Here is a 15,283-nt window from a genome sequence, read left to right as displayed (position 1 = left end):
CGGGCTCAAGGCGCGCCCAGGATCGGCATCAGTTCGTCGAACACCGCGTGGAACATCGCCTCCGTCAGCCGCCCGGTGTTCGTGTTGTAGCGGCTGCAATGATAGCTGTCCGCCAGCACGAATCCGTCGAGCCGGTGCCGCGCGCCGTGCGCGAAGCGTGCGGAGGAGGCGGGCCGGCCGAGCGCGCGCAGCACCGCGCCATGCGCGACCCCGCCGAGGGCCAGCACCGCCCGCAGCCGCGGCATCGCCGCGAGTTCGCCCTTGAGGAACGGGTTGCAGGCGGCGATCTCGGCCGGCGTCGGCTTGTTCTCGGGCGGCACGCAGCGCACCGCGTTGCAGATCCGCGCCCGCGTCAGCCGGAGCCCGTCATCCGGCCGCGCCTCGTAGCGCCCCTCTGCGAGACGGAAGTGCAGCAACGTGGCGTAGAGCAGATCCCCCGCCCAGTCGCCGGTGAAGGGGCGGCCGGTGCGGTTGGCGCCGCGCAGCCCCGGCGCGAGGCCGACGATCAGCAGCGGCGCATCCAGCGGGCCGAACGAGGCCACGGGCGCGTTGTGCCAGGCAGCGAAGCGGGCGCGGTTCTCGGCGCGGAACGAAGCGAGCCTCGGGCAGCGCGGGCAGTCGCGCGGCGGCGCCGCGGGCGTGCCGCTCACTCGGCGGTGCCGGTCTCCGGCACCCCACGCCAGGGCTCGGATGGCGTGGCGCGCGGTCCGCCGACGGTCTCGACCGTGAAGGGCCGGCCGGTCACGCCCACGCGCTCGCCCACCCGCTCCTCGCGTGGCATCCCGGGCTCGCGCGGCGGCACGACGCGGCGGGTGAACTCGCCCATGATGTCGGCGAGGTCGACGAACTGGTCGGCCTGGCGGCGCAGGTCATCGGCAATCAGCACCGGCTGGGTACGGATGGTGCTGATCACCGTGACGCGCACACCCTTGCGCTGCACCGCCTCGACCAGGCGGCGGAAATCGCCGTCGCCGGAGAACAGCACGACATGGTTCACATGCGGCGCCATCTCCAGCATGTCGATGGCGAGCTCGATATCCATGTTGCCCTTGACCCGGCGCCGGCCGGTCGAGTCGGTGAACTCCTTGGCGGGCTTGGTGACGACCGTATAGCCGTTGTAGCCGAGCCAATCGACGAGCGGCTTGAGGGGCGTGTACTCTTCGGTCTCGAGCACGGCGGTGTAGTAGAACATCCGAACCACATAGGCTTTGGTCCGGAAGAACGCATGCAGCGACTTGTAGTCGACATCGAACCCCAGCGTGCGCGACGCTGCATACAAGTTCGCCCCGTCGATGAACACTGCCACGCGCTCAGATCGCTCGAACATTCTTTCTTGGCTCCTCAACCGTCTGCGGGCGCGGAATCCGATGGGCCCGGCAGCCTAAACACGCCTGATGCTGACGTGAATAGGGTATCGGCCACGTTGCAGGGAAATGACAGATGATCCTTGTCGGGTTCGGCGCCAATCTGCCGGGCCACGGCGGCGCGCCGCCGCGGGCCACCCTCGCCTGGGCGCTGGGCCGGGTGAACGCGTTGCCCGGCCTTGCCTTCCGCGCGGTCTCGCGGCTGTGGGATAGCGCGCCGGTGCCGCCCTCCGGCCAGCCCCGCTATCTCAACGCGGTCGCGGCCTATGGGGGCGAGGCCGACCCTGCCGCGCTGCTCGCCGGGCTGAACGCGATCGAGGCGGAGGCCGGGCGGGTGCGCGGCGAGCGCGACGCGGCGCGGGTGCTCGATCTCGATCTGCTCGACCTGAACGGCCTGGTGCGCGACGCCCCGCCGCCCGTTCTGCCGCACCCGCGCCTCGCCGGCCGGGGCTTCGTGCTGCGGCCGCTCGCGGAGGTCGCGCCGCAGTGGTGCCACCCCGTCACCGGCGCGACCGTCGCGGCGCTGATCGCCGCCCTGCCGCCGGACGAGGATTGCCGCCGCCTGGCGTGAACAGGTCAGGGTTGCTTGCCTTCCTCGCTCTTTGCCACTATGAGATAGGGTTCACCCCAGACTTCAGTTCCGGAGGGTCGAGCGCATGGCGCGCGTCACCGTCGAAGACTGCGTCCTCAAGGTTCCCAACCGCTTCGAGCTGGTCATGCTCGCCGCCCAGCGCGCGCGCAACATCAGCCGCGGCGAGGCGCTGACCGTGGATCGCGACAACGACAAGAACCCCGTCGTCGCGCTGCGCGAGATCGCCGAGGAGACCATCGATCTCGAGGCCGTCAGGAGCGACCTGATCAAGAGCCTGCAGCGTCTGCCCGAGCCCGAGCCCGCCTCGGAGGAGGTCATGGACCTGCTGCCGACCGAGAGCAACATCTTCGCCGGCATGGACATCACCCCCGACGAGCAGGCGGCCGAGGAAGGCCCGGTGTCCGAGGACGACATCGAGGCCGCGATCGCCCGCGAACTCGACGGCGGCTGACGCCGGAGCACCCCGCAATGACAACGGCGCAGGCAGGACGGCCCCTCGGCCGCCGGCTTGCGCCGCGAGGATGATCCGGCCTTGCCCGACGGCACGGCGCTCCTCGATCGCGAGCTGGTCGAGCGCGTGCGCGCCTACGACCCCAAGGCCGACGCCGAGCTGATCACCAAGGCCTACGACTTTGCCGCCCGCGCCCATGTCGGCCAGACGCGGGACAACGGCGATCCGTACTTCACCCACCCGGTCGAGGTCGCCAACATCCTGACCGGGTTCCGGGTGGACTCGAACTCGATCGTGACCGCGCTGCTGCACGACGTGGTCGAGGACACCCCGGTCACGCTCGCCGATGTCGAGAAGGGCTTCGGCCGCGACGTCGCCCGCCTGGTCGACGGGGTGACCAAGCTCACCCGCCTCGAACTCCAGTCCGACCGTTCCAAGCAGGCCGAGAACTTCCGCAAGCTCGTGCTCGCGATGAGCGAGGACATCCGCGTCCTGCTCGTCAAGCTCGCCGACCGGCTGCACAACATGCGCACGCTCCGTTTCGTGCGCGACGAGAAGCGCCGCCGCCGGATCGCCGCCGAGACGCTGGAGATCTACGCCCCGCTCGCCGAGCGAATCGGCATGGACCAGGTGAAGACCGAGCTCGAAACCCTCGCCTTCCGCGAGCTCCAGCCCGACGCCTATGCCTCGATCCTCGCGCGCGTCGCCTTCCTGCGCGGCGAGGGCGCGGACACGATCGACCGCGTGACCGAGGAGCTGCGCCGCCTGATGACCGAGCACGGCATCGCCGCCGAGGTGACCGGGCGCGAGAAGAGTCCGTACTCGATCTGGCTGAAGATGCATCGGCGCAACGTCGCGTTCGAGCAACTGTCGGACATCATGGCGTTCCGCGTGGTGGTGGAGAGCGTCGATGACTGCTACCGCGCCCTCGGCGTGGTGCACTCGGCGTTCCGCGTCGTCCCCGGCCGGTTCAAGGACTACATCTCCACGCCCAAGCCGAACGGCTACCGCTCGCTCCATACCGGCGTGATCCTGCCCGGCGCGCAGAAGATCGAGATCCAGATTCGCACGCGCGAGATGCACGAGATCGCCGAATACGGCGTGGCCGCGCACTGGTCTTACAAGGAATCGGGGCCGAAGCCGACCGAGGCGCCGCGCCAGTACCGCTGGCTGCGCAGCCTGCTGGAGATCCTGGAGCAGGCCTCGGGGCCGGAGGAATTCCTCGAGCACACCAAGCTCGAGATGTTCCGCGACCAGGTGTTCTGCTTCACCCCGAAGGGAGACCTGATCACCCTGCCGCGCGGGGCGACCCCGGTCGACTTCGCCTATGCCGTGCACTCCGAGGTCGGCGACACCTGTGTCGGCGCGAAGATCAACGGCCGCATCATGCCGCTGCGCACCGAACTGCAGAACGGCGATCAGGTCGAGATCGTCACCGCGCGCGGCCACACGCCCAATCCGGCCTGGGAACGCTTCGTCGTCACCGGCAAGGCGCGCGCGCGCATCCGCCGCTTCGTGCACGCCCAGCAGCGCGCGCAGAACATCGAGCTCGGCCGCTCCATGCTGGTAAAGGCCTTCCGCCAGGAGGGCGTGGAGGGCGGCGAGAAGGTGCTGGAAGGCGTGCTCAAGACCTTCAAGCAGCCGAGCATCGAGGACCTCCAGGTCGCGGTCGGCTCGGGCGCGATCGGCCCGCGCGAGGTGGTGTTCGCCGCCTATCCGGAACTGCGTCCGACCGCGCGCGCGCCCGCGATCCTGCCGCCGCCGCGCGCCAAGGCGAAGCCCGCCGCACCGGCCGGCCGCGAGGGGCCGGCGAGCGTGCCGATCAGCGGCCTGGTCGCCGGCATGGCGGTGCATTTCGCCGGCTGTTGCCACCCGTTGCCGGGCGATCGCATCGTCGGCATCATCACCACCGGCAAGGGGGTCACGATCCATACCGCCGACTGCCAGACCCTGGAGAGCTTTGCCGCCACGCCGGAACGGTTCCTCGACGTCTCCTGGGACTTCGACCAGACCGCGCAGCAGAAGCATGTCGGCCGCATCACCGTGCTGACTGCCAACCAGCCCGGTGCGCTCTCGACGCTCACCACCATCATCGCCAAGCGCGAGGGCAACATCGTCAACCTCAAGATCGTCAATCGCACGCCCGAGTTCTTCGAGATGCTGATCGACCTCGAAGTGCGCGACCTTGGCCATCTCGGTGAGATCATCGCCGCGCTGCGCGCAAGCCCGCAGATCAGCGCCGTCGAGCGCGCCCGCGCCTGACCTGACCGTCCGACAAGGAAAGGACCCGATGCCCAACCCGCTCCGCCTCGGCGTGAACGTCGATCACGTCGCGACCATCCGCAACGCGCGCGGCGGGGACCACCCTGACCCGGTGCGCGCGGCGCGCGTCGCCAAGGAGGCAGGCGCCGACGGCATCACGGCGCATCTGCGCGAGGACCGCCGCCACATCCGCGACGACGACATGCGCCGGCTCAAGGACGAGATCGCGCTGCCGCTGAACTTCGAGATGGCCGCGACGCCGGAAATGGTCGGCATCGCCCGCGCGCTGCGGCCGCACGCCGCCTGCCTGGTGCCCGAGAAGCGCGAGGAACGCACCACCGAGGGCGGGCTCGATGTCGTCGGGAACAAGGGCGTCGTGGGGGATGCGATCGCCGCACTCGCCGAGGCGGGCATCCGCGTCAGCCTGTTCATCGAGGCCGATCCGCGCCAGCTCGACGCCGCGCGCGAACTGGGCGCGCCGGTGGTGGAACTCCATACGGGCACGTATTGCGAGCATGTCGGTGCGGCGCGCGAGCGCGAACTCGCGCGCATCGGGGCGGCGGCCAGGCACGGCACGGCGATCGGGCTGGAAGTGCACGCCGGGCACGGGCTGTCGTTCGACACGGTCGGGCCGATCGCCGCGATCCCGGAGATCGCCGAGCTGAACATCGGCCACTTCCTGGTGGGCGAGGCGGTGTTCCTCGGGCTTGCTGCCGCGATCCGCGAGATGCGCCGGCGCATGGACAACGCACGCCGCTGACAACGAGGGCAGGGGGCTCCGCCTCCTGCCCGGGTCCCATCGCGGCGTGCCGCGATGGCTGTCCGACCCCCGCCAGGGGCCGCAAGGCCCCTGCACCCCATCAACCGCGCAGCCGCATCATCCGTTCGAGCGTCATCTCGGACAGGCTGTTGATCCCGAGCAGCGCCATGTCGCGGTTGATCTCGGTCGCGAGCAGGCCGATCGCATGCGCCACCCCGTCCTCGCCACCGATTGCCGCGGCGTAGAGGAACGGGCGGCCGATGAAGACGTAGCGCGCACCCAAGGCGATCGCCTTCAGCACATCCGTGCCGCGCCGCACGCCCCCATCCAGCATCACCGGCAGGTCGCCCACGGCCTGCACCACCTCGGGCAGCATCCGCAGCGCCGAGACCGCATAGTCGAGCTGCCGCCCGCCATGGTTCGAGACGATGATCCCGTCCACGCCCTGCGCGCGCGCGATCCGCGCATCCTCGGGATCGAGGATGCCCTTGATCACCAGCCGGCCGCGCCAGCGCTCACGGATCAGCGCGATATGGCTCCAGTCGAAATGATCCTTGCTGGAGAAGTCGCGCAGCGCCTGGCGCGCGAGGATCGGCGCACCGCGATGCGCGAAGGAGTTCTCGAAATGCGGCATGCCGTGCTTCACGAGGGTGCGCGCCGCCGTGCCGAGCAGCCAGCGCGGCCGGATCGCCCCATCCCAGGCGAGGCGCAGGCTCGGCCGCAGCGGCGTCGAGAAGCCCGAGCGGATGTTGTTCTCGCGGTTCGCCGCCACCGGCACGTCGACCGTGACCACCAGCGTGCCGAAGCCCGCGGCTGCGACCCGGTCGATGAGGCCGAGGATGCGCTCCGGATCGCCGGGCAAGTAGGCCTGGAACCAGCTCTCGGGCGCGGCCGCCGCGACCTCCTCGAGCCGGATCAGCGACGAGCCGCTCATGATGTTGACGATCCCGGCCTCGGCGGCGGCGCGCGCCAGCACCAGGTCGCCGCGATAGGCGATCAGCGCAGAAATGCCCATCGGCGCGATGCCGAAGGGCACGGTCCAGCGCTGGCCGAACAGCTCCGCCTCGGTCGTCCGGCGCGAGACATTGCGGAGCACGCGGGGCACCAGCCCCCATTCGGCGAAGGCCGCGCGGTTGTCGCCGATCGCGGCATTCTCCTCGGCCGCGCCGGCGACGAAACCGAACAGCGGCCGCGGCAGATGCCGGCGCGCGGCCGGTTCGAGGTCCTGCAACGACAGGATGCCGCGCAACCGCCGAGGGATGCTGACGGCCCTGCCCTCGGCGTAGTTGAAGCCGGCGCGCGGGGCGCGGCGGGGCGGCTGGGCCGCGGGAGCGGTCGCGGGGTCGAGGGTGCGCGTGCTGATCGGATTGCCCTCCGGAGTGTCCGGCGGAACGGTGCCGCCGCCTGGGCCCTCTGTCGAGCGGGGATCGGCGCCGAGGTGCTCGACGCTGGTTTGCGACACCCGCAGGACGCTCGCGTCTACTCGATCCGGGCGCCCGACACCTCGACCATCTCGCGCCAGATCGGCGTATCGCGGGCGATGTCGGCGACAACCTCGTCGGGGCTCGCGGAGACCGAGACGACCATGCCGACGTCGCGCAGGCGCGTCGCCAGCTCCGCCGACTGCGCCGCCTTCGCCACGCCGGCGAAGATGCCGTCGATCACTGCTCGCGGCAGGCCGGCAGGGCCGGCGAGCGCGTTCCAGCTCTGCAGGTCGAGATCGCCGATGCCGAGATCGGCGAACTCACCGAGCCCGGGCACCTCGGGCATCAGCGGGAAACGTGCCCGGCTGCCGACCGCGAGCGGCACCAGCCGGCCGGCGCGGACATGCGGCATCAGCGCCGGCATGAAGTCGAACACCATGTCGATCTGCCCGCCGAGGAGATCGGTCAGGGCAGGCGCGCCGCCGCGATAGGGCACGTGCAGTATGTCCGCGCCGGTCCGGTTCGCGATGGTCGAGATCAAGAGATGGCCGGGTGAGCCGTTGCCGGCCGAGCCCTTGGTCACCTGATTGCCCGGTTGCTTCGCCCAGGCGATCAGGCTGCGGAAGTCGCTCCACCCGCGCTCGCGTGCGCGCTCGGCCGTCACGGCGCAGAGCGTGGTGGTCGTTACGAGGCGCGTGATCGGCGTGAGGTCACGCGTCGGATCGTAGGGCGAGCGCGCGAGCATCAGCGGCAGCGCGGTGAAGAACGAGATGTTGAGCACGCCGAGCGTCGTGCCGTCGGGCACGGCGCGCGTCACAGCCTGCACACCGAGCAGTCCGTTCGCGCCGCCGCGGTTGTCGATGACGAAGGTCTGTCCGGTCGCGGCGGTGATCGCATCGGCGTAGAGGCGTCCGATCGCGTCCGCCGCACCGCCCGGGGGGAACGGAACGATCAGGCGGATCGGCCGTCCGCCGTCGATGATCTGGGCGCTGGCAGGCGGGGCGAGCCACGGCGCGAGCATCACTCCTGCGATCATCGACCGGCGCTGCATCATGGCGATCCCTCTCCTTGGTCCTTTGGCTGACCTTCGAGGGCGCCGTGCGCCGTGTCAACGCGCCCCATTTACCCGTCGGGGTGCGACGCATAGCGTGGGCGCGGCATCAGACCGGAGAGACCTTCATGGCCAAGCGTACCGTCACGTCACCCCGCGTCCGTCCGTTCAAGGTCCCCATCGCGCAGGCCACGGTCGCCGGCGGGTTCATGTTCGTCTGCTGCACCGGCGCGCGGCCCGACGGCACCTACGCACTCGGCGATGCGCGGGCGCAGACGCAGCAGGCGATCGACAACATCCGCGCGCTGATCGAGGAGGCGGGCGGCAGCTTGCGCGACGTGGTGAAGTGCACGGTCTATGTCACCGACCGCGCCTGGTGGGCGCCGATGAACGAGGTCTATTTCGCGAACTTCGCCGAGGACCCGCCGCATCGCGTCTCGTGCATCGTGCAGGGGCTGGGTTCGCCCGACTGCCTCGTCGAGATCGATGCGACGGCGTATCTGGGGGAGGAGGGCTAGGCCCGCAGCACCGCCCCGGTCGCCTTCGCCACCGAGGCGACGATCTTCTGCGCCACCGCCTCGATCTCGGCATCCGTCAGCGTCTTCTCGCGCGGCTGCAAGGTCACTGCGATCGCGAGACTCTTCCTGCCGTCCTCGATCCCCTTGCCGCGATAGACGTCGAACAGCGCGACGCTCTCGATCAGCGCGCGGTCGGCGGCGCGCGCGGCACGCATCAGCGCCTCGGCCGCGACGGACTCATCCACCACGAAGGCGAAGTCGCGCACGAGCGGCTGGAACGCCGGCAGTTGCGGGTTGCCACGCTTCTTCCGCCTGGGCTCCGGCACCGCGCCGAGATCGAGCTCGAACACCGCCACCGGGCCTTCGAGGTCGAGCGCCTTCAGCACGCGCGGATGGAGCTCGCCGAACACGCCGAGCGTCACCTTCGGCCCCGCGCGCAGCACGCCGCCGCGGCCCGGGTGCAGCCAGGCGGGCGGTTCCGGCACCGCCTGTACGCCGTCGAGATTCATGCCCAGTGCCGCCAGCACCGCGAGCGCATCGCCCTTCGCGTCCAGCGCATCGACCTTGCGCGCGGGCGCCGCCCAGTGGCGCGGCGAGGCGCCGGCGCGGAGCCCCGCAGCGCAGAGCGTCTGTTCGCCCGGCTCTCCCCCCTGGAAGGCGGGGCCGGTCTCGAACAGCGCCACGTCCGGATAGCCGCGCGCGGCGTTGCGCGCGGCCGCGAGTGCAAGCGTGCCGATGATGGAGGGCCGCATCGCGTCGAGATCGGACGCGATCGGGTTCGCCAGCATCCGCGCCGGATCGCCGCCGCCGAACAGCGCCGCCACCCGGCTGTCCATGAAGCTGAAGGTGACGCACTCGGTCATGCCGCGCCCGGCGAGCACGCGGCGCGCGGTGATCGCGCGGCCCATTCCCGGCGTCACCGACACGCCCGGCACCACGCGCGCGCGACCGGCCTCGTCGGTGAGCGGCGGCATCGGCGCGGCCGGCACGGTCTCGAGCCCGACGATGCGCAGCACCTCCTCGATCAGGTCGTACTCGGCCTGCCCATCCGGCGCGCCGGCGCAGTCGTTGCGCCAGGACGGCACCACGACGGTGACGCGGTCGGTGTCGCGCGCGGTCGGGACGAAGCCGAGGCGCTCGAGAATCTGCGTCGCCTCCTCGGGCGGCACGGGCAGGCCGCCGAACTCGGCGAGGCGCGCGTAGCGCAACGTCGCGGTGCGGCGCGTGTCGGGCTCGGCGCCGGCCTCCACCACCTCGGAGGCCTCGCCGCCGCAGAGATCGAGGATCATGCGCGTCGCCGCCTCGGTCGCCTCCCGCATGAGGCCGGCGTCGATGCCGCGCTCGAACCGGTAGCGCGCGTCGGTCTGGATGCCGAGGCGGCGGCCGGTGTTGGCGATCGCCACCGGATCGAACAGCGCGACTTCGAGGAACACCTCGGTCGTCGCGTCGGTGCAGCCGGTGGACGCGCCGCCCACCACGCCGGCGAGCGCGAGCGCGCCGGACGCATCCGCGATCACCGTGTCGGCCTCCGTCGCCGTGACCTCCTTGCCGTGCAGACCGGCGAAGGTCTCGCCGCGGCCCTGCCGCATGGTCAGCACGTTGCCCGCGAGCTTGCCCGCATCGAACACATGCAGCGGACGGCCCAGGTCGAAGGTGAAGAAGTTGGTGATGTCCACCAGCCGGCTGATCGGCCGGAGCCCGATGCTCTCCAGCCGCCGCTTCAGCCATTCCGGCGAGGGACTGTTCCGCACGCCGCGGAAGTGCCGGCCCAGCACCCAGGGACAGCCGGGGGTCTCGGTCGCCCAGCGCACGGGGCTCCGATACGCCGCCGGCACCGCGGGCGCGGACCAGGGCCTGAGCGTGCCGATCCCTGCGGCGGCGAGATCGCGCGCGATCCCGCGCACGCTGAGCGCATCGCCCCGGTTCGGCGTCACCGCGATCTCGATCACCGGATCGGCGAGCCCCGCCCAGCGCGCATACTCCGCCCCGACCGGCGCATCCCCGGGCAGCTCGACGATGCCGCTGTGATCCTCGCCGAGCGCCATCTCGCGCGCCGACAGCAGCATCCCCTCCGACGGCTCGCCGCGGATCTGCCCGACCTTCAGCGTGATCCCCGTGCCCGGAATGAACGCCCCGGGCAGCGCGAGCACGCCCTTCATGCCCGTGCGCGCGTTCGGCGCGCCGCAGACGATGTTGAGCAGCTTGCCGTCGCCGCCATCGACCTTGCAGACGCGCAGGCGATCGGCGTTCGGGTGCGGCTTCGCCTCCACCACATGCGCGATGCGGAACCCGGCGAGTGCGGCGCCGCGATTCTCGACCCCTTCCACCTCCAGCCCGATCGCGTTCAGCGTGTCGAGCACACGGTCGAGCGACGCCTCGGTGTCGAGATGCGTCTTCAGCCAGGAGAGCGAGACCTTCATCTCAGTTGAGTCCCGTCGCGAGGCTCGCGACATCCTCGGGGCGGAACCCGGTCGCGCGCAGCCAGCGGATGTCGCTCTCGTAGAACGGGCGCAGGTCGGTGATGCCGTGCTTCAGCATCGCCACGCGCTCGATCCCCATGCCGAAGGCGAAGCCCTGCCACTCGGTGTGATCGACCCCGCCCGCCTCCAGCACCTTCGGGTGCACCATGCCGGAGCCGAGAATCTCCAGCCAGTCGCCGCCGCGGCCGAGTTCGCCGGTGCGGCGGTTCCAGCCGATATCCACCTCCATCGAGGGCTCGGTGAACGGGAAGTAGGAGGAGCGGAAGCGCACCGGCAGGTCGGGGATGCCGAAGAACGCGCGCAGGAAGTCGACGATGCAGCCCTTCAGATGCGCGAGCGTGATGTCGCGCCCGATCGCCAGCCCCTCGACCTGGTGGAACATGGGCGAGTGCGTGGCGTCGTGGTCGGCGCGGTAGGTGCGGCCGGGCGCGATCACGCGGATCGGCGGGGGCCGGTTCAGCATGGCGCGGATCTGCACCGGGCTCGTGTGCGTGCGCAGCACCTTCTCGCGCCCCTCGGGCGTGCGGCCGGGCATGTAGAAGGTGTCGTGGTCCTGCCGCGCGGGGTGGTGCGCGGGGATGTTGAGCGCGCCGAAGTTCAGCCAGTCATCCTCGATGTCCGGCCCTTCCGCGACCGTGAAGCCCATGGCGCCGAAGATCGCGACGATCTCCTCGATGGTGCGGCTGATCGGGTGGATCAGCCCCTCGGGCGCGGGGCGGGGCGGGAGCGTGATGTCGAGCCGCTCGGCCGCGAGGCGCGCGTCCAGCGCCGCGTCCTCCAGCGCCGCGCGCCGGGCATCGAGGGCGGCGGCGATCGCGTCCTTGAGCGCGTTCAGCGCCGCGCCACGCTCCTTCCGCTGCTCGGGCGCAACCGCGCCGAGGCCCTTCATCAGCGCCGTCACCGCGCCGTTCTTGCCCAGGGCCGCGACCCGCACGGCGTCGAGTGCGGCGAGGTCGCCGGCCGCCTCGACCTTGGCGAGGGTTTCGTCACGCAGTGCGGCGAGATCGTCGGTCATCGGAGTTCCCAAGCGAAAAAGGGCCGCCGGCAGGCCGGCAGCCCCTTACGTCGTCATCGTCAATCGCTCCGCGCGGGCAGGGTTGGTGTGGCGGCTGCCTGCGCGGAGCGGATCAGACGGCGCGCGCGGCCGCGGCCTTGTCCACGACGGCGGCGAACGCCGCCGGCTCGTTGAAGGCGAGCTCGGCCAGCACCTTGCGGTCGAGCTCCAGGCCGGCCGCCTTCAGCCCGGCGATGAACTGGCTGTAGGTCAGCCCCTTCTCGCGCACGGCGGCATTGATGCGCTGGATCCAGAGGGCGCGGAACTCGCGCTTCTTCACCTTGCGGTCGCGGTAGGCGTACTGAAGGCTCTTCTCGACCTTCTGCTTCGCCATCCGGATGGTGGTGCCGGCGCGGCCACGGAAGCCCTTCGCCCGCTCGAGAACCTTCTTGTGACGGGCATGGGCCGTCACGCCCCGCTTCACGCGTGCCATTGTCTAGCGTCCTTCCGCGATCAGAGCCCGTAGGGCGCCCACTGCTTCACCGTGCGCGCGTCCTGGTCCGTGAGCACCTGGCTGCCGCGGCCCTGGCGCTTCATCTTCTGCGCCTTGGCGGTGAGCTGGTGGCGCTTGAAGCCGGGGCCCGCGAGCACCTTGCCGGTGGCGGTGATCTTGAAGCGCTTCTTGACGCTCGATTTCGTCTTGAGCTTGGGCATTTGGTCCATCCTTTCGTCCGAGGGGGTCGCGCGGGCGCAACCGAAGGCGGCCGGGCATGCCCCAGGGGCCCGGCGCGCGCAGAGCCGCGGCTTATAGGGCCGCGGGGGACGGGGGGCAAGGGGGGGAGGGCTATGGTTCAGGCCCGGCTGCGGACGTCTGCAAAGATTGGCCCGTAGCTCCATCATAAGATGATTACGGGCCGACCGGTAGCCGTATCCTGGCGAGCACCGCCGCCCGCACTTCGTCATAAACGGCGATCGTCGACCCGACACCCACCTCGATGCTCACCGCCAAAGCGTAACGCACCCGACCCTTGAACTCGCCAGCCGTCTCGCGCGCAGCAATCCGAAGAAGCATGTCTCCCTTGTCCACGTAGGGCGCTGCGCGCCTGCCTTCGCGGCGGTCGTGGAAGATGGTCCCTCGACCGATCGCCTTGTCATGTGGCTGGTCTCGAGCACGGTCGACACCGAGGGAGAATCTTGGGTCGCCACCGGGCCTCGCATCCAGAGCGACCATTCGATAGCCCTGGTGGCGTGGGTTGATGGGCGAGAACCAAGCCAGCGTAACGGTCACCGACCGCGGCTCGAGCACGCCCTCGAGACTGGGCGGGAGCGGGATGCGGTAAAGGCTCGCCGAGCCCGGAGTGATCTCGCCGTAGCCGACCAAAGTAGCACGCTCTGCCGTACATGCGATAATTCGGGTCGCGTCGAGCACGCCGTGCCCGACATAGCGGCTGACGTTATCCTTCTTGGCATGGTGCCTACCGGTGGACAGACCTTCGATGACCGAGGCGCCGGCGCCCCACGCAGAGCCATGGACCAGAAGCGCCTTTACGATGAGCGGCAGATACTGAGGCGGCGTGTCCGCCAGCATGGCATTTTCATTCTGGTCCGTTACGGCGTCGAAGACCAGATGACCGGCGCGCGTCGCCAAAGCCGTTGCGGCGCTCGTACCCCAAGTCAAGGCCGTCTTTGACAGATCGCCGAGCGGATCGGGAGCAGCGGCCATCAGCCCAAAGGCGCGCGCTGCCTGACGGACTGGCACCACGTGAAGATTCGGGTTTGTCGAGGTCCAGCGGACGTACTCCCGCCCGCCGTCCACAAGCAGATCGGGCTTGATGACCTTTCGAAAGCCGAGGCCGAGCCTGGACGACAGGTTGGGTAGGTCGGTGTTGGCTATGGGGTCCGCCCCGCTTGCAATTGACCCTCCCGACGGCATGGCGTCCCGGTGAGCCGCACCGACGGTCAACACGTTCATCGCCTCGGCCGGCGACAGAATGGTCCGAGTCGCCTTCTGGGCGTCCAAGGCTGCGAACAGCGCGCGCTCACGATCTGCGAGCGTTGCCATTTCGAAGGCAGTCCAGGTCGGAAAGGCGGCGACAGCGAGCGAGTCGCGAACATTCCCCGCACTGACGAGGAAGAGGACGTTGTACCGATGGGCGAGATGGTCCAGCAGGCGTGCCCAGGGGCTCATCGGGCCACTGAATTGACGGTTCTCGTCACCCAACGAGAGGTTGATCAGGAAGACCGTCGGCGCGGTCGGGGGTTCGTCCGCCTCCCCTTCCTTCATCCGCCGCACAGCACGGTAGACGTGATCGACGAGCAACCGATCGCTTGGCGTTCTCTCTTCCCATCCATTCGGGGTTCGAACCGGCTCCATGATCGGGCGGACGTAGAGGGGGCGCCGGAGTGGGGGTTCACGCCGATTGATATCGCCGTGGATGATTAGCGAGGCCATCTCGGTGCCGTGCTTGCGTGCTGCAACCAGATAGGTCGGTTCCAGCCCTTCGGGATCGTCGACGATAAGCCGCTTGTCGAGGCGATGGTGGTTCTGGACAGGGAGACCGTCTAACAGTGCTGCGATCGGCGGCTGCGTCGCCGCTGCGCCTGTCACTGCGGGCGCGGGGTCATCCTGCCGCTCATCGTCGACGGGGAACGCCACCATCGACTGCGGGCGGATGAACATGATTTCGTTTACGCGCGCCAGAGTGACGGTCGGATTGGCGATGAGCTCGCGGATCTGCGCGGCCGGCAGATCGATTAGGGCCGCGTCATAGCGAATCTCGGGAATGGTGGCGTGATGAACGATGGTCCCGCCAAGTTGGTGAACGGTTGCGCTGAATGTGCGGAACGCCGCCCCACGTGTTTCAGAGTTTTCGCGGTACCAAAGTTCTACATCGAACCGGACAGGCTTGTCCGGCGCCTTGGCAAGCTGTTCCTGCCAAGCCGCGAGCGTCTCGGCCGTCAGTCTGTCTTCCGGCCCCCAGGCGCGCACGTCCTTAAGGAGCCCGAAGAGCTGGGTCCACATGCCGAACCCGCCATCCATGCGGCGGCCCGCCTTGTACCGCTCCCAAAGCCGGACAAGCTGCCGAAGCGCTTCAAGGTCAGGCATCGCAAGATAGATGCGGCCCGAGATCGGCTGATCGGGCTTCTCGGTTAGTCGGAAATCATCGTCCGGCTCGATCTCGCGTTCATCGTCGGCGAGATACTCCAGCCCGATCCGTGCGGCCTCCTCGTAAAACGTTGCGAGCGACCCTGCGACTTCGAAGACGATCGCGCGCTCTGGGGCGATGGCTTCGGGATCCTGGCGCAGCTGCATGACCTGCGTTGGGTCGGTGACAACGCGTGCCAAGCGCTGGAACTTTGGATCGAGCCGCTCCCCCTGACGCTGCC

The 15,283-nt window shown here is 69.9% G+C and carries 14 protein-coding genes; 5 read left to right on the top strand and 9 right to left on the bottom strand.

Annotated elements, in window-relative coordinates; translation table 11 throughout:
- Window positions 1–5: 5 nt before the first annotated feature.
- On the bottom strand, window positions 6–650 hold the full coding sequence (locus F563_RS0103840; protein ID WP_019013325.1) for a uracil-DNA glycosylase: 645 nt from the start codon (window positions 648–650) through the stop codon (window positions 6–8).
- A complete protein-coding gene (locus F563_RS21465; protein WP_019013324.1) occupies window positions 647–1,327 on the bottom strand; it encodes a LabA-like NYN domain-containing protein in 681 nt (226 codons plus the stop codon). Before F563_RS21465 ends, F563_RS0103840 begins: the two co-directional genes overlap by 4 nt.
- Before the next feature lie 113 nt (window positions 1,328–1,440).
- Between F563_RS21465 and folK the strand changes: the two genes are divergently transcribed.
- The 4 genes from folK to F563_RS0103815 all read left to right on the top strand — a co-directional run bounded on the left by folK (window position 1,441) and on the right by F563_RS0103815 (window position 5,429).
- Window positions 1,441–1,935 carry a 2-amino-4-hydroxy-6-hydroxymethyldihydropteridine diphosphokinase gene (gene folK, locus F563_RS0103830; RefSeq protein ID WP_019013323.1) on the top strand — a complete coding sequence of 165 codons (495 nt, stop codon included), beginning with the start codon at window positions 1,441–1,443 and terminating at the stop codon, window positions 1,933–1,935.
- Window positions 1,936–2,020: 85 nt separating this feature from the next.
- Window positions 2,021–2,407 (top strand): DNA-directed RNA polymerase subunit omega, encoded by a 387-nt coding sequence (gene rpoZ / locus F563_RS0103825; RefSeq protein WP_019013322.1) that lies wholly within the window; start codon window positions 2,021–2,023, stop codon window positions 2,405–2,407.
- 81 nt (window positions 2,408–2,488) lie between these two features.
- Window positions 2,489–4,669, top strand: a complete 2,181-nt coding sequence (locus F563_RS0103820; RefSeq protein ID WP_026299303.1) for a RelA/SpoT family protein — start codon at window positions 2,489–2,491, stop codon at window positions 4,667–4,669.
- 28 nt (window positions 4,670–4,697) lie between these two features.
- Window positions 4,698–5,429, top strand: coding sequence for a pyridoxine 5'-phosphate synthase (locus F563_RS0103815; RefSeq protein ID WP_019013320.1), 732 nt, complete (start codon window positions 4,698–4,700; stop codon window positions 5,427–5,429).
- 100 nt (window positions 5,430–5,529) lie between these two features.
- Here F563_RS0103815 and F563_RS0103810 read toward each other — a convergent pair whose 3' ends face one another.
- Window positions 5,530–6,891, bottom strand: a complete 1,362-nt coding sequence (locus F563_RS0103810; RefSeq protein WP_019013319.1) for an alpha-hydroxy acid oxidase — start codon at window positions 6,889–6,891, stop codon at window positions 5,530–5,532.
- Between the two features lie 17 nt (window positions 6,892–6,908).
- Complete coding sequence (locus F563_RS0103805; RefSeq protein ID WP_019013318.1) at window positions 6,909–7,907, bottom strand: Bug family tripartite tricarboxylate transporter substrate binding protein; 999 nt, start codon at window positions 7,905–7,907, stop codon at window positions 6,909–6,911.
- A gap of 125 nt (window positions 7,908–8,032) precedes the next feature.
- Between F563_RS0103805 and F563_RS0103800 the strand changes: the two genes are divergently transcribed.
- Window positions 8,033–8,422, top strand: a complete 390-nt coding sequence (locus F563_RS0103800) for a RidA family protein (protein ID WP_019013317.1) — start codon at window positions 8,033–8,035, stop codon at window positions 8,420–8,422.
- On the opposite strand, the gene pheT is transcribed toward F563_RS0103800, so the two are convergent.
- The 5 genes from pheT to F563_RS0103775 all read right to left on the bottom strand — a co-directional run bounded on the left by pheT (window position 8,419) and on the right by F563_RS0103775 (window position 15,209).
- On the bottom strand, window positions 8,419–10,842 hold the full coding sequence (pheT, locus tag F563_RS0103795) for a phenylalanine--tRNA ligase subunit beta (RefSeq protein ID WP_019013316.1): 2,424 nt from the start codon (window positions 10,840–10,842) through the stop codon (window positions 8,419–8,421). The genes F563_RS0103800 and pheT overlap by 4 nt on opposite strands.
- A 1-nt stretch (window position 10,843) precedes the next feature.
- The gene (gene pheS, locus F563_RS0103790; RefSeq protein WP_019013315.1) at window positions 10,844–11,917 is read right to left on the bottom strand and encodes a phenylalanine--tRNA ligase subunit alpha; all 1,074 of its coding nucleotides are present in this window, start codon (window positions 11,915–11,917) and stop codon (window positions 10,844–10,846) included.
- A 112-nt stretch (window positions 11,918–12,029) separates the two neighbouring features.
- Window positions 12,030–12,389, bottom strand: coding sequence for a 50S ribosomal protein L20 (rplT, locus tag F563_RS0103785; protein ID WP_019013314.1), 360 nt, complete (start codon window positions 12,387–12,389; stop codon window positions 12,030–12,032).
- Window positions 12,390–12,409: 20 nt separating this feature from the next.
- Window positions 12,410–12,610: a 50S ribosomal protein L35 gene (rpmI, locus tag F563_RS0103780; RefSeq protein WP_019013313.1), complete on the bottom strand. Its 201-nt coding sequence runs from the start codon at window positions 12,608–12,610 to the stop codon at window positions 12,410–12,412.
- A 193-nt stretch (window positions 12,611–12,803) separates the two neighbouring features.
- On the bottom strand, window positions 12,804–15,209 hold the full coding sequence (locus tag F563_RS0103775; protein ID WP_019013312.1) for a S8 family peptidase: 2,406 nt from the start codon (window positions 15,207–15,209) through the stop codon (window positions 12,804–12,806).
- Between the last annotated feature and the right edge of the window lie 74 nt (window positions 15,210–15,283).

The organism is Elioraea tepidiphila DSM 17972 (genome assembly GCF_000378465.1).
GTDB classification, from domain to species: domain Bacteria; phylum Pseudomonadota; class Alphaproteobacteria; order Acetobacterales; family Acetobacteraceae; genus Elioraea; species Elioraea tepidiphila.
The sequence above is the reverse complement of the archived record's forward strand: the minus strand, read 5'-3'. Positions and strand labels throughout refer to the sequence as shown.